Source organism: Paraflavitalea devenefica (assembly GCF_011759375.1).
GTDB lineage: Bacteria > Bacteroidota > Bacteroidia > Chitinophagales > Chitinophagaceae > Paraflavitalea > Paraflavitalea devenefica.
Genome location: NZ_JAARML010000005.1, coordinates 193870 through 212824, shown reverse-complemented (window position 1 = coordinate 212824; position 18955 = coordinate 193870). Strand labels below are relative to the sequence as shown.

Here is an 18955-nt window from a genome sequence, read left to right as displayed (position 1 = left end):
TTTTTTGATGATGTAGTATTGTTGTAGCCTAAAAGACTGTTTTTATTGACTTATAACGGGATGATGTAGTAGTGATGTAGTTACAAAATATGCGCTTGCAGTACTGATTAATAATTTTAGGAAGCGGGGAAAGCTACGTAAACACCCTTGTGTAATCGGGTAGATGTTTTCCCTTATTGCCTGTTCCATCATACCAAAATTGTTTGCTTATGAAAATGAAAGTTGTACTGCTAAGCCTTGCAGTACTATTCCAGACACTGCTTATTAGTAAGGTCTATGCACAAACCATCTCCGTTACCGGAACGGTAACCAGTAAAAGTGCCAGCCTGCCGGTACCCAACGCTACCATCACTGTAAAAGGAACTGAAACTGCCACCACTTCCGATGCGCAGGGCAAGTTCTCTATTACCCTTCCCAAAGCAGGTAGCACCCTGATCATTTCCCATATTGGCATGGCCACACAGGAATTCGTGGTCCGTGACGCCGGCGCCATCGTCATTACGCTGGAAGAAAGGTCCGGCAGTATGGATGAAGTGGTGGTAGTAGGTTATGGTACCCAGCGGAAAGGGGCCGTTACCACCGCCATATCCCGGGTAAAGGCGAGCGACCTGGAGAATATGCCTGTACAGCGTATTGAACAATCGCTGCAAGGGCGGGTATCGGGCTTAACGATCACCAGCAGTTCCGGTCAGCCCGGCGCAGGCTCTACCGTGCGCATCCGTGGCACCACCACCATCGGTAACAGTGATCCGCTGTACATTGTAGATGGCGTACAGATCGGCGGCGGTATTGAGTACCTGAACCAGAATGATATTGAATCCATTGAAGTATTAAAAGACGCCGCTTCTGCAGCCATCTATGGCGCCCGCGCGGCCAATGGGGTAATCCTGGTTACCACCAAAAGAGGTAAAAGCGGCAAGATAGCCGTTAACTACAATGGTTATTATGGTACGCAAAAAGCATGGCGTAAGCTGAGCCTGCTCAATGCCACCCAATACGCCACATTGCTCAATGAAGCGTATGTGGCCAATGGCCAGGCGCCCCGCTTTGCTGATCCGGCAGCCTTTGGCAAAGGGACCGACTGGCAAAGCCAGGTTTTTGATGACGGCGCTCCTATCCAGAACCATGACCTGAGCCTGATGGGTGGTTCTGACAAATCAACTTATTATGCGTCCTTCGGTTACCTGGACCAGAAAGGTATTGTAGCACCGTCCAACTCCAATTTCAAGCGGTTTACGGTCCGTTTCAATTCCACCCATAAGATCACCAATGCCATCTCCTTTGGCAACAATATTGGTTATACACGCATTTCTTCTGTAGGTGTAGGCACCAATGGCGAATGGGGCACCCCGCTCAACCGGGCCATTAATATGGACCCTATTACGCCGCTGATCGTTACCGATCCGGCACTGATCAACTCAAGCCCCTACAGTGATTATCCTGTAGTACGGGATGCAAATGGCAACCCCTATGGTATTTCCAATATTGTTACCTCAGAGATACTAAACCCCGTAGCTGCTTTAAAAGTAGCGCAGGGCAATAACTGGTCGGATAAGATCGTGGCCAATGTATTTGGCGAAGTAGAACCCATTAAAGGGTTAAGGCTCCGCAGTACGATCGGTACCGACCTCGCTTTCTGGGGCAATGAAAGTTTCTCCCCGGTACATTACCTTAATACCACCAACCAGGTTACGCTCAATGGCTATACCCGTGAATCGAACCGCGGCGTATTCTGGGTGTGGGAAAACCAACTCTCTTACCACCGCGCCATCGGCAAACATGATGTTACCGGCATGGTGGGTACCACCGCCCAAAAGAACACCGGTAAATCACAAGGTGGTACCAAGCGGGGTATCCCAGTCAATGATATCAAAGATGCCTCCCTGGCATTCCCGGTTCCGCAAACCAACCAGTTCTTCTGGGGCGGTGAGTACCAGGAATCCCTGTCTTCTTTATATGGCCGTATTATTTATAATTATGACAGCAAGTACCTGTTAACAGCCCTGGTACGCCGTGACGGATCATCCAAGTTTGGCCCCAATAACAAATACGGCGTGTTCCCTTCTGTGTCCGTAGGCTGGGTAGCTTCGCGTGAAGCATTCTTCCCTGCTACTGAAGCGGTGAGCTTCCTGAAGATACGGGGCTCTTATGGCGTGACCGGTAATGACCGCATTGGTGATTTCCGTTACCTCTCTACGGTGGGCGGTGGCAGGAATTATACCATTGGACAAACACCGGTGCTGATCAATGGCGTAAGCCCGAATGCCATTTCCAACCCCGACCTGAAGTGGGAAGAAACATCGCAGATCAATATCGGTTTTGATGCGGTGCTGTTCAAAAATTTCAACCTCACATTTGATGTGTACAATAAGAAGACCAGCGGCATGCTGTTGGGCATTTCTGTACCGGGTTATGCCGGCAACACAGGTCCTATCGGCAATATCGCGGACATGGAGAACCGTGGTGTGGAGCTGGAACTGGGTTATAATAATAAAATCGGCGATGTCAACTTCCGCGTAAGTGGCAATGTCTCTTACCTGAAGAACGAGGTGACTTACCTCGGAGCAGATAAGAAGTTCCTGGAAGGACAGAAGTTTGGTCCGCAGGGTGTGGAGATGACCCGTACCTCCGTAGGCTATGCCATTGGCTCTTTCTTTGGCTTTAAAACGAATGGGCTTTTCCAGACCCATGATGAAGTAGCGAATTACCGGAATAAAGACGGCGGCCTGCTGCAACCCGATGCACAGCCCGGCGATATCCGGTTTGTGGATTATAATGCCGATGGCCAGATTAATAATGATGACCGTACGATCATTGGCGATCCTACGCCCGATGTAAGTTTTGGTTTCACAGCCGAAGCCAGTTGGAAAGGATTTGACCTGCTGGTATTTGGACAAGGCGTGGCCGGCAACGAAGTATTCCAGGCGCTGCGCCGTTTTGACCTGCCTACCGCCAACTGGACCACAGAAGCACTGAGCCGCTGGACAGGCGAAGGCACTTCCAATAAGTTCCCCCGGTTGGTATTCAATGATCCCAACCAGAATTTCAGCCGCAGTTCAGATTTCTACCTGCAGGAAGGTTCTTATTTCCGCATCAAGGTATTGCAGATCGGCTATACACTGCCACAGGACATTATTAGGAAAACCGGGCTAACCAGAGTGCGTGTGTACCTCACCGGCAATAACCTGTTCACTTTTACCAAATACAATGGTTTTGATCCTGAGATCGGTGGTGACAGCTATGGTACGGACAGGGGTATTTATCCGCAGGCCCGCGCCCTGATGGCAGGTATTAACATTGGTTTTTAATTCCACAAAAAATCCTGAGTAATGAAAGCAAAACGAATCAATATAAAATGGTGGCCCGTACTGATCGGCGGGTTCATAGCAAGCGCTTCGTGCAGCAAAAGTTTCCTCGAACTGGAACCCAAGGGCACGGAGCTGGAAGATAATTTTTACAAGAACCAGGAACAGGTTTTCCAGGGACTGGTATCGGTGTATGACGTGATGCAATGGGGCAACTCCGGCGGTTATACGATGAAGATGCCGCTGCTCTCCGCCGCTTCTGATGATGCCTATGCAGGCGGCAGTGATGCATCGGACCAGCCAAGCTGGGTAGCGTATGATAATTTTACGCTCGATCCTTTCCGCGGGCCTCAACTGGGTCTTTGGCAAAAGAGTTATACCGGTGTATACCGCGCTAATCTTGTATTGGAGAAGATTGAAAAGGTGAATGGTTTACCGGCCAGTTTTAAATCGCGGGTGATTGCAGAAGCCAAGACCCTGCGCGCCTATTTCTATTTTGACCTGGTACGTTTCTTTGGCAGGGTGCCACTGATTACCGCCTCTATTCCTACCAGCGAACTGTACAGCCAGAAGCAGGCAGAACCATCCGCCATTTATGCGCAGATTGAAAAGGACCTTACAGAGGCCCGTCCCGATCTGCCCGTTACACTATCGGTGAGTGAGTTTGGCCGTCTTACCAGGGGCGCCGCCACAGCCATCCTGGGCAAAGCGATCTTATATCAGAATAACAATGCCCGCATGGCAGAAGCCGCGAACCTGCTGAAAGAAGTGAATACATCAGCAGCCTATCATTTGCTGTCCAACTTTGGTGATATTTTCCGCCCGGACAATAAGTTCCATGCTGAGTCCATCCTGGAGATCCCCCACTCCAACCTCGCTGCCTGGGGCGACTGGGGCTGGATCAATGGTGGTGAAGGAAATGTAGCGCCTCAGTTCGTAGGAGCCGCTGATTATAATGGTCCATTGTATTCCGGTGGCTGGGGATTCTGTCCCATTACAGAAGACCTGGTAGCTGCCATGACCGGCGATCCCCGTTTCCCGCATACCATTATTGATGGCAATGCCATGAAAGCGCAGGGCGCCAAGTACAATGCCCGCTACCAGAACACCGATTATTTTGTACGGAAGTATGCACCACAAACAGCGGTCCGCTCCAATGTAGGCACTGCAGAGATCAACTGGCCGATCAATGAAATAGAGATCAGGCTGGCCGATACTTACCTGCTGGAAGCAGAAGCGCTGGTGCGTGGCGGCGGTGATGCAGCACGTGCGCAATATTTATTGGATACGGTGCGGCATCGCGTAGGACTGACTGCCGTATCTGCCACCCTAGATAATATTTATAAAGAGCGCCGCCTGGAACTGGCTACTGAAGGGCATCGCTTCTTCGACCTGGTACGCACCAACAAAGCTGTCGATGTATTGGGACCAAGAGGGTTCAAGCCCAATAAGAATGAAGTGTTGCCCATTCCCCAGCAGGAGATTGATGTAACCAATAAGGTGCTGGTACAAAATAAAGGTTATGAATAAAAAACTAACAATCATGTTACGCAAGAACAATCAATATATCCACTACTGGCTGCTGTTATTACTGGTGCCTGTTTTGATGCCGGGCTGCAGCCCCAAAGAAAGCTTTGGCGATATTGGCGCCAAACCCAAAGCAGCTTTTACCGTAACCCCTGTAACGGGCAAAGTAAATACCTACCTGCTTACAGCTACTACGCCGGGCTCCTTCTATTACCGCTGGAATATCGGTGATGGTGGCGGCCCCCGGCAAGGCCGGCAGGTTGACACTGCCTATTATCCTGAGAAAGGTGACTATACAGTAAAGCTTATCCTAATGTCCGACGGTGGTATAGATTCCACTACCGTAGCAGTAAGCGTAGCCGCAGATGACCCCAATGGTTGCGCCGGCAGAAAAGCCCTGCTGACGAATTGTGACACCAAGACCTGGGTGCTGGAACAACCGGGTGGTGGCGCTTTATGGGTAGGTGATCCCGGTGGCGGACAGTGGTGGTCGAGCGGAGAAGGTGATGTTATTGGCCGTCCCTGCGCCTTTAATGATGAGTATACTTTCAAGAAAGACGGTACTTTCATCCTCGATGTGAAAGGCGATATACGGGTAGATGATGAAGGCGGCAATCCCTGGCCCACCGATATTGGTTTCCCGGTTGGTTGTGTGAACGTAAGCCAGTTACCTGCCCAATACCAGCCCTGGGGCGGTGGTAATTTTAATTTTAAAGTAATTAGTGGTAATAAGTTGCAGGTGATAGGTACCGGCGCCTATATGGCCTTATATAAAGTAGGCGAAACCGGTACTACCGGCATACCTGAAGCCGCTATTACCTATGATATTATTGAAATGACAGCTACCAAAATGGTCCTGAACAAAAAGTATGGCTGGGGACAATGGAAGTTCACCTTCAAAGCGAAATAAGAATGTCAGGCTGAGCCTGTCGAAGCCCTTCGGCAATCCTTCGACAAGCTCAGGATGACATGGCTCAGCCTGACACTTTAATTATACACACAATTGCATTATGAATAAAAGACAGGTTTATATGGTCCAGCTACTTTCTATTATTATCTGCTCCCTGTCGTTTACGTTTTCTTCAACGGGGTGCAGTAAGAGTAAGGGAGAGCCGGGGGGCAATGGTGCGCTCCCTGCTATCTCCATTAATGATGTAACCCTGTTTGAGGGCAACAATGCCTCTACAGCGTTTGAGTTCCAGGTAACGCTGGACAAGAAATCGGCCAAGGAAATCACCCTCAGCTATTCCATCACCAGTGGTACCGCCAAGGCAGGAGAAGATTATGTAACAGTCAGCAACCAGACCATCACGATCCCTGCCGGAGAAACACAAAAGAAGATCATTGTATCCGTCATAGGCGATGATATCCGGGAAGGCGATGACAATTTTGCGGTACAACTGCAAAACCCGGTAAATGGTAGTCTGCAGAAGCTGGTGGGCAGTGGTACGATCCGTAATGATGATACCAAAGTAGGTTTCAACAATGCAGGTTATGACGCCCCTGCTTCCTATGCAGGCTATACCCTGACCTGGAGTGATGAGTTCAATGGCACTTCGCTTGACAACACCATCTGGGGTCACCAGAATGGCGATGGTTGTCCGGGCCTGTGCGGCTGGGGTAATAATGAGCTGGAATATTATACCGACAGACCGGAGAACCTGTTTTTCCAAAACGGCAAGCTGATCATTGAAGCAAGGCCTGAAAGTTTTAACGGCAAGAATTATACTTCTTCCAAGATCCTTACGCAAGGAAAGAAACCGATCAAATTCGGACGCATAGATATCCGGGCTATCTTACCAAAAGGCAAAGGCATCTGGCCTGCCTTTTGGCTGATGCCGGAGAAAAATGTGTTTGGCGGATGGCCTAAGAGCGGTGAAATTGACCTGATGGAGGTAGTGGGCCATGAACCCAATAAAACACATGGCACCCTTCATTATGGCCCCGGTCCGGGCAGCACCCAGATCAACCGGAATTATACCCTGCCTTCCGGCACTTTTAATGATGCGTTTCATGTATTCTCGCTGGAATGGAAAGAAGACCAGCTCAAATGGCTGATAGACGGCAACGTATTTTCTACCGTCAACAAGGCTGATCTGGGCGCCAATAACTATCCCTTCAATGAAGAGTTCTTTTTGATCTTCAACCTGGCCGTGGGTGGCAACTGGCCGGGCAACCCGGATGCAACGACCTATTTCCCTCAGTGGTTGATCGTAGATTATATAAGAGTCTATCAATAAGAGGGTTGTGAGTAAGGGGCTAGTGGTAAATGGCTAGTAGCTAGTGGGGCATATTTGTTGGCAAATCGCATCAAAGGCCCACTCGCCACTCGCCATTTACCACTCGCTTTTTATATGTACTTTTGCAGCCTTTATCGAGGCACTTTGATTAAAATAGACCATATCACCCTACCCGATTTCCCGCTCCTGCTGGCGCCGATGGAAGACGTGAGCGATCCGCCTTTCCGGGTGGTATGCAAAGACAATGGCGCCGACCTCCTGTACACAGAATTCATTTCCAGTGAAGGATTGATCCGGGATGCCATCAAGGCCCGGCGTAAGCTGGACATTTTCGATGAAGAAAGGCCTGTAGGTATCCAGATCTTCGGCGGCGATGAAGAAAGAATGGCCATGGCCGCCCGCATTGTGGAAGTGACCAATCCCGACCTGCTGGACATTAATTTCGGATGCCCCATTAAAGGCATTGTGAACCGCGGCGCCGGGGCCGGTGTGTTAAAAGATGTAGACCTAATGGTACGGCTTACCGAAGCCTGTGTAAAAAGCACCCGCCTGCCGGTAACGGTGAAAACAAGACTGGGCTGGGATGATAACAATAAGAATATTGAAGAAGTAGCGGAACGCTTACAGGATGCAGGCATTAAAGCGCTGGCCATTCATGGACGCACCCGCTGCCAGCTATATAAGGGTGAGGCCGACTGGAGCCTGATTGCCAAGGTGAAGAACAATCCCCGCATCCATATACCCATCTTTGGTAATGGCGATATTAATACACCACAAAAAGCACTGGAGTATAAGAACCGCTATGGCGTGGATGGCGTTATGATCGGCCGTGCCGCCATTGGCTATCCCTGGATCTTCCGCGAGATCAAACATTATTTACAAACCGGTGAGCTACACGCCGCTCCCACCCTGGCCGAACGCGTTGCGGTAAGCAGGAAACAACTGCGCAAGTCAGTAGCCTGGAAAGGCCCTGTTGCCGGCATTTATTCCATGCGGCGTCAATACCTGTATTATTTTAAAGGATTACCCCGCTTTGCCGGGCTGCGTCAGCGGCTTGTTACAGCCACCCTGATAGAAGAAGCGGAAGCGGTGTTGGATGAGCTATTGGTGAAGTACGATGGCTTTGAAATGACGCAGGAACCGATCATATTGAAGAACTATCATGAGAATTGTGCGTTGTAATAAGTAGCGAGTAGTAAATGGCTAGTGGCAAGTGGGCCTTAGCTGTAACTTGCTAACTAATTAACCACCTCTCGCCACTAGCCTCTTCTATCAAAGCAAACACACTCACTTTTCACTAAACCATCATTTCTACAACCAATATGATCGCATCATTGGACAAGGCCTCGAACTCCACTTCCTGTAGGTCCCACAAGGCCAGCCCGTCGCCTGCATGCAACATCCTGTATTGTACTTCAAATGCGCCTTCTATTACAAATACAAATAAGCCATTATAGGGAGACGTGATCGTATGTGTAATTTCCGCCCGGCCGGTGAACTTGCCGATGAACTGCCTGCCATACGGTTTGTTGGATGTTATTGGTTCGTGTCCCCACGAACCAGTCCGGGGAAATAATTCAACCAGCTTGTCCTTATTAGCATAGAGATCAAAAGAACACAGTTGTGCTGCTGGTTTGCAGGAAGGGACATTAGCCTCCCCACGTTTAAACCATACCTGCAAAAAATTGATCAGCTCCTCTTCGTATGGATTGCTTAGTTCAATGGCTGTGCCCGCCGGTGCAGTGGCGAGATAGCACTGTCCTGCATCCACCAGGCAGGAATTGCCTATACCGTCCTTTACGGAAAGCGCTCCCACTACAGGCACCAGCAGGATATCGGAATCCTCTTCCGCCATCAATGTCACACTTTTTCCGCCTGCCAGCGTTTCATCATTCAATACATAGAGCGGACCCATAGCCCCTTTATGTTCATGCTGGTACTGCCCGAAGTTGAACGTATGGTAGCTCCTGAACCAATCAAGTTCATGATGGCCACGTTCGTCGGACAGGAATATTTTCCCTTTGGATTGTGGTATCATATTATTGTACAGGTTTTAAAGAGTAAATACTTACATAAGCCGGCAGGGAAAACAGTTCGGTCAACAGCTCATCCTTTTCGGTATTGCCGGGAATGGATAACAATAACTGGTTATTAATGGTATCATGCCAGGTAAGGTGATCAGTAAAGAAATTAATAGCTACCTGGTGCTTTGTTTTATCTTTTATGTCGGAATTAATGATCTCAAAACGGAAATGCTTAAAGGGCAGGAACAATCGTCCCAGCGCATTCAGCATATCAGGGATCTTTCCATTGAGCTGTTGCAGATAGCCCATTACAGCAGCGCTTACCAGGAAATGAAGTCGCTCGGCATTGGGCACATGAGTGATCAACTGGCTGAAGGAAGTGTATTTCTTTTCCTGGTTGTACAATTGCGCCTGCATCAGGAATTCTGTATAAGAATCTTCAAATACCAGCTTGTCCCAGGGATTGGTGGCATTTACATCAATGATCTTACGGTAACACAGGCGAATAATTCCTTTACACATAACTTATGATTTTAAAAAAAACGGGTTCACAAGCTTCAGACCGACAACCCATGAAGAACTTGCAAACCCGTATACGCACACTTTCAGCACATTGGATTTTTAAACCCGTTTCTCAACCACTCATGCAGCAACATAGATCGTGTGTGTAAGCGTGTATCCTCCTGAAATGCTGCCCGTAACGGTAGACAATTCCGCACCTGCCGAGTCGTCGCTAAATACGTTATCTGATGCATTATAAGTATATCCTGTCATGCCCTTGGTGTAACCATACGATGTACCTGCCGAGCTGTTTACGGTAGCTACCGCACTTCCACTGCCTTCGGGGAAAGCGATCTGTGTTACCAGGAGGGACGTTCCCGCTGCATTATAAATATGTACATGAATATGCGTGGCGCGGCTTTGATACCATCCCGGGAAGATGGAAGTAAAAGTCACCAGGCCATCTGTATCAGTAGTTTGCCGTCCCCTTAAAAAATGTACAGCGGTATAATCAACAGTTTGCATGCTGGTACCGCCGTACTCAGAGTAATAGCCATCCTTATCGCAATGCCATATATCAACCAGCGCGCCGGAGAGAGCGGCGCAACTGTTGTTCTTATTCTTGATGTAGATCTTAGCCGTGAAAGCAACACCGGTTCTGTCGCCCTTAATATCGCTTCTCACCAGGGAAGAAGGCGACTTGGTAGGAAACGGCCCTTCGGTTTCAGAGGGGCTAACCGTACAGGAGCCGGAACCTGAGCCGGAACCGCTGCCATCGTCTGTGCTTCCAGAGGTATCTTTCTTACAGGCAAGGGGCGCAACGGCTACCATACCTAAGGCCGCTAAGCCATTCCTTAAAAAGTGCTTTCTTTCCATGCTGAGAATTTTTAGTTACGTTGATAAATTGGTTTCCGGGTATAAGAACTGTGTCTGATGTAAAGATTAAAAGAAGATGGATCACCAAGGCTTCTTGCTCGATGAAACCGGGTCTTGTCCCGATGAGACCTGCTTACCCCTCCTTTAACAAAAATTTATTCCCGCGACTGGAAAACTGGCATACAAATACAGCATGCAGTCCAATTATATAATTGTTACCTTTGCTGTTTGCTGGATCCTATTATTCACTTTAAATACTGCGTTATGCTGGAAGATATTATTCCTGCTATCCGCTACCCTAAAAAAGTGAAAGTACTTGCCGCCCTGCCAGGCATTACGGATGAACGCCTGATGATTGACAGCAAGATCTCCTTCCTTCCTTTTATTAATTACTTAAAAGACAAGCTAACAGGCAGTACCGATACCCGGTCGGGATTCTATCACTACCTGATTGAAAAGTTTGAGGCAGAGCCTGCCCTGTTGCAGCCGGTAGAAGACCGCAGCTTGCTGGACGAACACCAGGGCCTGCTTGAATTGCTGGGCACTGTTCTTTTCCCGGTCATCAGTGAGCAGGAAAAGAACCTGTTTACCATGGCTGTGCCTTACCAGTTTACTGTCTTTAATTATTCCAGTGCTTTCAGGAAATTATTTGTTGACAAGGAAGAAGCACAGTTCCTGCTACCGGCAGATGTTCCGGAGCAATATATTAAACAGGCATTGTGTTCCCTGATCTATGAACATGTGCTGGATAAGTTTTATGGCATTAAGCTGAACGACAGTACAGACCTGGTATATCCCGTAACAGATGCAGTCACAGGCATCAAAAAATATTACAGGCTCCGCTATGACAGGCGATTCATTGATATACACCTGAAAGGGACCTTACCGCAAATACAGGATTGCGCTGTTTGCCTCAACACGTTCAGGATCATGGACCTTGAAATGCAGTTGCAAAAGATGCCGCTTAGCCTGTTTGAAGTGGAAGGCTTCGCCGTTTGGGTGGCGGAAGATGTTACCACCCAGGAGTCGCTGGAAGCCATCAAGAAAGTATTGCTGCGACAGGAAGTCTGCGATACCGGGATCATCCATGACCTGAAAGCCCATATCCAGGCATTGACAGGCCTGAATAATGTGGAGGTAGGATTAATGCCTTTCGTAAAGCTCAATGATCAGTTTGTACTGGATGAAACCTGTATATCACATAGTTTAATGGGCAAAAACTGGCGGGCGGATGATGAAGCCAGCAAGGCTGCTTACCAGCTATGCCTCGGCTTTCTTACAGAACATCCTGAACCTGTTCCGATTGCCGTATTGGATGAGCAGATGACCACCATGGCGCCTTTCCTGAAACATTTGTGGGAAGCAGGCGCCAGGAGTTATATTTCCTATCCTATACAGAATAATGATGGCCTGCTGGGATTGCTGGAACTGACCTCCCCCATCCCCAACCAGTTTAACCAGGAAGTGCTGTCCAGAATAGAACCGGCCATGCCCCTGTTATCATTAGCCCTGCTAAAGAACCGGGACACGTTTAACCACCGGATCGAAAAGCTGATCAAGGAGAAATTCACCGCCCTGCAGCCTTCCGTGGAATGGAAGTTTGCAGAAGTAGCCTGGCAGTATATGCATAGCCACGACAATGGAGGCCCGGCATCCATGCCCGGCAATGTTGTTTTTGAACAGGTGTATCCCTTGTATGGCGCCGTTGATATCCGCAACTCCTCCATAGAAAGAAGTCATGCCATTCAAAAAGACCTGAAGGAACATTTAAACCTGGTAGAGGATATTTTAAATCAATTGGAGGTCCAGCTCTCGTTACCATTACTGGAAGGACTAACGTTTAAAACGCAAAACTTCCGGCAATCCATTGACAAGAGTCTCGCTGCAGAAAATGAAGTACGCATCAGTGACTTTTTTGAACAGGAATTGCATCCTGTGCTGCAGCACCTCCAGAAAAGCAATGGGAAGGCACAGGAAACAATAGCCCATTATTTTGACCAGGTGCATGATCCCGCCAGCTACCTCTATCGTTTCCGCAATGAGTATGAAGCTACCCTGACAGCTATTAACGATGCCGTGTTGCAAGGTCTTGAAGTAGCAGAAGCCATTATGCAGGAATCTTTCCCCCATTATTTTGAGAAATATAAAACCGATGGCGTAGAATATACCATTTACATCGGGCAGTCCATTTCGCCCCATAACCAGTTTGACCTGTTGTACCTCAAGAACATCCGGCTATGGCAATTAAGGTCCATGGCAGAGATTGCGTGCATCACCCATAAGCTGCTGCCCTCGCTGAAAGTGCCGCTGCAAACCACGCAACTGATCCTGGTACACAGTCAACCCATTTCTATCAGCTTCCGGAAAGATGAACGGCGTTTTGATGTGGAAGGCTCGTACAACATCCGCTATGAGGTGATGAAAAAAAGGCTGGACAAGGTATGTATACAGGGCACCAAAGAAAGGCTTACCCAACCTGGAAAAATAGCCATGGTATACTCCAATCCACGTGAAGCCCAGGAATACCAGGAATATATCCTGTTCCTGCAAAGCAAGCAATTGCTAAAGCCCGGCATTGAACAGCTTGAGTTGGAAGAGTTGCAGGGCGTAAGCGGATTAAAAGCGTTGCGGGTGGATATCCATCTTGAAAAATTATAGCTGTATCAGGTATATGATTGTCTATTTAACATTAATTAAAATAAATTTATCTATCTTCAATTTCACATCAATAATTGCTTATCTGTAAGAATACAAGCAAGCAATTATTGATCTTGATTAAGTTAACAGTAAAGAAACTTGCGTCTGTTTGTCTCCCATGACGATATGGAGTGGCGTCGTTTTAAGAACGGCGATGTAAAAGCCCTGGAAGGTATTTACAGAAGCCATATCAAATCATTGATCAATTATGGTTTGCGGGTTACGCCCGATCTTAACCTGGTCAAAGACAGCATCCAGGACCTGTTCATGGAACTTTGGAGGAACAGGGAGAACCTGGCCGATACAGATCAACCCAAATATTACCTCTTCAGGGCCTTGCGGAATAAACTGTCAAGGGCTGCCACCCGGCAGTCATTTATCAGTGAAGCAGAAATGCAGCTTTCTTCCAATGATCTGCTCACCAATCCCATTGAATTGGAGATATTGGCCAGAGAGCAGGAAATACAAACCCGCAAAACCCTCCAGCAACTCCTCGATAAATTACCCAGGCGCCAGCAGGAAGTCATCTACCTTCGCTTCTATCACAACTTCCCGTATGAGATCATTGCCTCCACGATGAATATGAACTACCAATCGGTGCTCAACCTGGTGCAGCGCGCCCTGAAAACCCTGCGGCAGGCGTACTTTCCTGCCACTTCTCCTGACCCCGGAAAAAAAGTCTAAAAATATTTTGTTAAAAGTGAGTATATAAACCGGGAACCTGCCATTATTATAGTAATGGTATACCTATTCACACTTATACTATGAATCAGCAAGAGGAAAGGATAAATGAATTGCTGCTGGACAACCGGTTTGTTGACTGGCTGATCAATCCACAAAGTCCTTATACAACCTATTGGCAACAGTGGATGGCCGCCAGCGCTGAGCATGCAGCACTGGCCGAAGCTGCCCGGCAATTCCTGCTGGAGTTGAGGATTGCGGAAAATGACATGGAGCAGGAAGCACAAGAAGATACTACAGAACAGCTATGGGGAAATATACGTAACACTATTGACCGCGAATCAACTCCTGCACCGAAGATGCACCGGACCGCAACATGGAAGTATTGGCTGGCCGCCGCCACCATCGCTGCCATCGCTCTGTTGCTCGGGATTACCTTATCCAGACAGCCGGACCATACGGCTGCACCGGTAGCAAAAACAATCCGGGAAAACCCGCCTTCGCAGGAAGTGATCCGTTACAATGGCAATGACAAAAATGAACTGTTCTTTTTACCGGATGGATCGCGGATCACTCTTGCCAAAGGCGCCCGCATCACTTATAACCGTTTAATGAATGGTGACAAAAGAGAAGTGTCCCTCACGGGCGAAGCCTTCTTTGATGTAGCCAGGAACCCTCACAAGCCTTTTTACATCTACACCCAAAACATGGTGGTCAAAGTACTGGGCACCAGTTTCCGGGTAACCACTTCCCATAACCAGGAATCCGTTACCGTGAAGACCGGCAAAGTGTCTGTATACCTGAAGGGACAGGACCTGGAGCAATCCGCTGCAAGGATCGTATTACCGCAACAGGTGTGCACGTATTCATTGCAGGGAAGAGAACTGATCACCACTGCCTATGCCGGTAAATCGGCTATCGAACTGGAAAGCGGTAACCTCCATGGGTACAATTTCGAAGATGCATCCATGGATACTGTATTCAAAACGCTGGAAAAAATGTATGCCCTGCCGGTGCATTACGACAAGGTAGTATTTGGGAATTGTTTTATTACTATTTCCCTGGGCAATGAAAGCCTCGAAGAAAAACTGGAAGTCATCACAAAAACCATAGGTGCCTCTTACAGCATCAGTGACTATGGTATCAACATAGAAGGCAAAGGATGCAAATAGCCGGAAGATAAAAGCCCTGTGAAATCAATGTTTTAAAAAAACGGTTGGCTGCTCTGGAACAGCCGCCAACCGTTAATAAACCTTTTCAATCCTGGTCTGTCAACCATGAAAAGGGGGTTCTACATTAATTACTTAACTGCAAAACTTTCTCAAGTTATGAAGAAATTCCGATTGCGTATTCAAGACCCCTCGTTTGTTATGAAAGTCGCACTCGTCCAATGCTTTATCACACTTGCCCTCAGTGCTTCGTTGTTTGCAACGGATGCAACCGGGCAAGGCGTGCTGGACAAGAAGATATCAGTATCTGTCAAAAATGAAGACATTAAGTCGGCGCTGCGCAAGTTGAGCCTTGAGGCAGGCATTAAGTTCTCCTATGCCCGTAATACCCTTCCCGAAAAAGAAAAAGTAACTGTGACAGCCAGCAATGAAGCACTGTCGGCCATCCTCCGTACCCTATTACAACCTTACAACATTAGCTTTGAAGCTGTTGGCAGCCAGGTGATCCTGAAGAGAAATAAGCTGTATAGCTATCTCACCCAGGATGTTGCCAACAATTCGGCTGCAGCACCTTTTCTCAAGCCCATCAAAGGAAGTATTAAAGATGCAGCAGGCAACCCGGTACCCGGCGTCAGCGTCGTGGTCAAAGGCAGCCAGCGCGGCACCAGCACCGCCGCCAGCGGTAATTTTGAGATCGAGGCCAATGAGGGAGATGTGCTGGTGATCAGCGCAGTGGGTTTCCAGACCCTCGAAGTAACCGTAGGCGCTAAAGACGAATACGCTATTCAATTGGTCAATGCAGCCAATGCCATGAATGAAGTAGTAGTAACTGCATTGGGTATTAAAAGAGAATCCAAGGCTATTGGTTATTCAGCACAAAAGGTAGTAGCGAATGATATTACCAAGGCTGCTGCACCCGACCTGGCCACGGGCCTGATGGGTAAATCGGCCGGTTTAAATATCACAGCCTCCAATGGTATACAGGGTGGTTCCTCCAAGATCGTTATCAGGGGCAACAACAGTATCCTGGGCAATAACCAGCCCCTGCTGGTCATTGATGGTATCCAGGTACAGAACGAGCCCATCGGTGGCATGGCTTCCACCGCAGCAGGAGCAGATGTAGTAAGCCCTAAAGACTGGGGCTCTGTAATGAACTTCATCAACAGTGATGAGGTGGAGGATGTTACGGTGCTGAAAGGCGCTGCCGCTGCTGCGCTGTATGGCGCCAGGGGCTCCAATGGGGTGATCCTGATTACTACCAAAAAAGGAAGTAAAAGACCCGGTCTTGGCATTGATTATAATGTATCCACTTTTTACACCAATGCCTACCGTTACCAGGATGTACAAAATGAATATGGTTACGGTGGCGCCAATGCTTTGTGGACTGCCGAGCCTGGATTTCCCACCACTGCCAGCGGTGAACTCCGCTATCCCGGCAATTATCCCTGGGATGCACAACCTGCAGGCGATAAATACCAGGTGGGGGGCGCTATACCGGGCGGCTATTCTTCCTGGGACAAGTTTAGCTGGTATGGTCCTGCGGCATCCTGGGGACGCAAACTGGATGGCACCGAAATTATCTGGTGGGACGGTGTAAAACGCACCTGGAGCCCACAACCTGATAACCGGAAAGCGTTTTTCCGCACGGGCAATACGACTACACATAATCTTTCTTTCAGTGGTGGCGGTGATTTTGGTACCGTGCGCGTAGGTTTATCAAGGCTCACCAATACGGCCATTGTACCGAACAGTAATTATGACCAGAATAATATCAACCTTGGTTCCAGTCTTATCATTTCAAAGAAACTGAAGGCTGAGGTCAGCGCCAGTTATACCAATTATAACCGGCTGAATACTCCCGATCCTGCCAATGATAATGGCTGGGCGCAATTCATGATCTATGGTATGCCCAGGGATTACAGGCCTATCGAGCTCAGTTCTTATCGCCTGGCAGATGGCAGCAAGAACTTTTTTGCGCAAACCTCTCCGCTTGGCTATTATCCTTATAATAACAATGCTTTTAGCGACATGTTCTGGGAGTTGTATATGAACAACCAGGAATTGAAGCGCAACCAGTTGTTAGGTTCTATTAAATTAACGGCCGATCTTACACCCTGGTTATCGGTTGCCGGCCGTGCTTCTCTCAGCTATGCCATGAACACGATAGAAACAAAGAACTACCCTACCAATGTACTGGGTACCCTTGGCGCTTATGGCGTAGAGCAGGTAGAAAATAAGGATGTCAATTTCGAGGCTTTTACTACGCTGCATAAGGACAACCTGTTTGGCAAAAAGATCAATGGCAGCCTGATGATCGGCAATGCAGCGCTGAAGAGCAGGATGCATGATGTAAACTCCTATAACAAAGGACCTTTCAGTGTTCCCTTTCAATATTATTTAGCCAATAATACGACCAACTCCATCGCCAGTCCTACAGAAGCAAGACGCGACTACAATATCAACTCTTTGTTCGGGATACTGGACCTTTCTTATGATAATTATTTGTTCCTGCAGGTGGCTGGCAGAAATGACTGGTCCTCTACCCTGCCGATACAGACCTCTTCTTATTTCTTTCCTTCGGCCAGCGCCAGCTTCATATTTACAGAGGCATTCCGCGAAACCTTCAGTGATATGCGCTGGCTCAGTTATGGCAAGTTGAAAGTGTCAGCAGCAGAAAGCGCCAATGGCACCAATCCTTATCAGACGCAGTATACCTATAACCAGTACGTGATCTCCAATTTTTTAAACACCGAAATAGGGCCTGGTTCTTTTGGCGGCTACCCGGTGCGTTCCTTACAAGCTTCCCTGCCTCCGGCCAATTTGCTGAAGCCCCAGCGGAACAATTCTTATGAAGCAGGTTTTGAACTGGGCTTTTTCAACAACAGGCTGAATGTTGACTTTACGTATTATAGCAGCAAGGCCACCAGCCAGATCTTAAGCGCCACACTGGCCACCTCTTCCGGCGCCAGCGCCATCACGTTTAATACCGGTGAACTGAGCAACAAAGGATTTGAGTTTATTATCAAGGGGACACCGGTTCAAACAAGGGACCTTCGCTGGGATGTAACCTTCAATGGCGCGCATAACCAGAACAAAGTGGTATCACTGGCTGAAGGTGTAGACAAGTACCAACTGGCTTCCCTCTGGGGCTCCAACGGGGTGATGATGTACGCCAAGGTAGGAGAAAACTACGGTACCATTTATGGCTATGATTACACGTACCTCAATGGCAAAAAAGTAGTTAAAAGGGTTATGAGCGATGGCGGCTCCGGCACGCAGGTAGTGGGTACACAATATGTGACTACTACTGATGTGGTGCCTATTGGTAATGCCACGCCCAAACTGACCGGTGGCTTAAGCAATAATGTACGGTATAAAAATTTCAGCTTGTATGTATTGACCGATTTCAAACTCGGTGGCGACCTGTTCTCTGCTGATTACAGCGCTGCTATCGGGGAAGGTCTTTCTCCAAAAACCCTGAAAGAAAGGAATGGCGGCGGTCTGGCTTATACTTATCCCGATGGCACCAAGGCCAACCACGGCGTTATTTTGGATGGTGTTTTTGCCGACGGTACGCCCAATACAGATGTAGTACACTATATGTGGAAGTATGCCGGCACTTCACAAGCCTGGTCTAATGTGAATGCTATGCCACGCAGTGAAGGGGTGTTTGAAAATACCTGGGTTAAGCTGCGGGAAGTAACACTCACTTACAGCATACCGGCTAAGTTCCTGAAGGGGACCAAAGTATTGCAGGGCCTGGATATTTCTTTCATTGGCCGTAATCTCTTTTACCTGTACTCCAGCCTCCCGGATAACCTGAACCCCGAAGCGGTGAATGGTGTGGGCAATGGCCAGGGTATCCAGTGGGCGCAATTCCCGGGCACACGTGATTTAGGATTTTCTGTAAAAGCGAGATTTTAACCTTCAAACAA

The 18955-nt window shown here is 48.2% G+C and carries 12 protein-coding genes; 9 read left to right on the top strand and 3 right to left on the bottom strand.

Annotation, left to right across the window (positions count from 1 at the left end; genetic code table 11):
• Nucleotides 1–209: 209 nt before the first annotated feature.
• From HB364_RS25685 to dusB, 5 genes are all read left to right on the top strand, one after another.
• Nucleotides 210–3308 (top strand): SusC/RagA family TonB-linked outer membrane protein, encoded by a 3099-nt coding sequence (locus HB364_RS25685; RefSeq protein WP_167291287.1) that lies wholly within the window; start codon nucleotides 210–212, stop codon nucleotides 3306–3308.
• 21 nt (nucleotides 3309–3329) lie between these two features.
• Nucleotides 3330–4835, top strand: a complete 1506-nt coding sequence (locus tag HB364_RS25680) for a RagB/SusD family nutrient uptake outer membrane protein (protein WP_167291286.1) — start codon at nucleotides 3330–3332, stop codon at nucleotides 4833–4835.
• Between the two features lie 13 nt (nucleotides 4836–4848).
• On the top strand, nucleotides 4849–5742 hold the full coding sequence (locus tag HB364_RS25675) for a PKD domain-containing protein (protein WP_167291285.1): 894 nt from the start codon (nucleotides 4849–4851) through the stop codon (nucleotides 5740–5742).
• Nucleotides 5743–5863: 121 nt separating this feature from the next.
• On the top strand, nucleotides 5864–7072 hold the full coding sequence (locus HB364_RS25670; protein WP_167291284.1) for a family 16 glycosylhydrolase: 1209 nt from the start codon (nucleotides 5864–5866) through the stop codon (nucleotides 7070–7072).
• A 144-nt stretch (nucleotides 7073–7216) separates the two neighbouring features.
• Nucleotides 7217–8254, top strand: coding sequence for a tRNA dihydrouridine synthase DusB (dusB, locus tag HB364_RS25665; protein ID WP_167291283.1), 1038 nt, complete (start codon nucleotides 7217–7219; stop codon nucleotides 8252–8254).
• 115 nt (nucleotides 8255–8369) lie between these two features.
• On the opposite strand, the gene HB364_RS25660 is transcribed toward dusB, so the two are convergent.
• From HB364_RS25660 to HB364_RS25650, 3 genes are all read right to left on the bottom strand, one after another.
• Entirely contained in the window at nucleotides 8370–9110 is a 741-nt protein-coding gene (locus HB364_RS25660) for a pirin family protein (protein WP_167291282.1), read from the bottom strand.
• Nucleotide 9111: 1 nt separating this feature from the next.
• Nucleotides 9112–9618, bottom strand: a complete 507-nt coding sequence (locus tag HB364_RS25655; RefSeq protein ID WP_167291281.1) for a hypothetical protein — start codon at nucleotides 9616–9618, stop codon at nucleotides 9112–9114.
• Between the two features lie 120 nt (nucleotides 9619–9738).
• Nucleotides 9739–10473, bottom strand: a complete 735-nt coding sequence (locus HB364_RS25650; RefSeq protein WP_167291280.1) for a dioxygenase family protein — start codon at nucleotides 10471–10473, stop codon at nucleotides 9739–9741.
• Between the two features lie 264 nt (nucleotides 10474–10737).
• Here HB364_RS25650 and HB364_RS25645 point away from each other — a divergent pair, with 264 nt between their 5' ends.
• From HB364_RS25645 to HB364_RS25630, 4 genes are all read left to right on the top strand, one after another.
• Entirely contained in the window at nucleotides 10738–13131 is a 2394-nt protein-coding gene (locus tag HB364_RS25645; RefSeq protein ID WP_167291279.1) for a hypothetical protein, read from the top strand.
• Between the two features lie 138 nt (nucleotides 13132–13269).
• Nucleotides 13270–13854 carry an RNA polymerase sigma factor gene (locus HB364_RS25640; protein ID WP_167291278.1) on the top strand — a complete coding sequence of 195 codons (585 nt, stop codon included), beginning with the start codon at nucleotides 13270–13272 and terminating at the stop codon, nucleotides 13852–13854.
• Between the two features lie 80 nt (nucleotides 13855–13934).
• Entirely contained in the window at nucleotides 13935–15023 is a 1089-nt protein-coding gene (locus HB364_RS25635) for a FecR family protein (RefSeq protein WP_167291277.1), read from the top strand.
• A gap of 156 nt (nucleotides 15024–15179) precedes the next feature.
• Nucleotides 15180–18944, top strand: coding sequence for a SusC/RagA family TonB-linked outer membrane protein (locus HB364_RS25630; protein ID WP_208420102.1), 3765 nt, complete (start codon nucleotides 15180–15182; stop codon nucleotides 18942–18944).
• The last annotated feature ends 11 nt before the right edge of the window (nucleotides 18945–18955 follow it).

What these genes read in the sequence shown, in the direction of transcription:
- HB364_RS25685 (WP_167291287.1), top strand. Translation starts at nt 210, where the DNA reads ATGAAAATGAAAGTTGTACTGCTAAGCCTTGCAGTACTATTCCAGACA.
- HB364_RS25680 (WP_167291286.1), top strand. Translation starts at nt 3,330, where the DNA reads ATGAAAGCAAAACGAATCAATATAAAATGGTGGCCCGTACTGATCGGC.
- HB364_RS25675 (WP_167291285.1), top strand. Translation starts at nt 4,849, where the DNA reads ATGTTACGCAAGAACAATCAATATATCCACTACTGGCTGCTGTTATTA.
- HB364_RS25670 (WP_167291284.1), top strand. Translation starts at nt 5,864, where the DNA reads ATGGTCCAGCTACTTTCTATTATTATCTGCTCCCTGTCGTTTACGTTT.
- HB364_RS25660 (WP_167291282.1), bottom strand. Translation starts at nt 9,110, where the DNA reads ATGATACCACAATCCAAAGGGAAAATATTCCTGTCCGACGAACGTGGC.
- HB364_RS25655 (WP_167291281.1), bottom strand. Translation starts at nt 9,618, where the DNA reads ATGTGTAAAGGAATTATTCGCCTGTGTTACCGTAAGATCATTGATGTA.
- HB364_RS25650 (WP_167291280.1), bottom strand. Translation starts at nt 10,473, where the DNA reads ATGGAAAGAAAGCACTTTTTAAGGAATGGCTTAGCGGCCTTAGGTATG.
- HB364_RS25645 (WP_167291279.1), top strand. Translation starts at nt 10,738, where the DNA reads ATGCTGGAAGATATTATTCCTGCTATCCGCTACCCTAAAAAAGTGAAA.
- HB364_RS25635 (WP_167291277.1), top strand. Translation starts at nt 13,935, where the DNA reads ATGAATCAGCAAGAGGAAAGGATAAATGAATTGCTGCTGGACAACCGG.
- HB364_RS25630 (WP_208420102.1), top strand. Translation starts at nt 15,180, where the DNA reads ATGAAGAAATTCCGATTGCGTATTCAAGACCCCTCGTTTGTTATGAAA.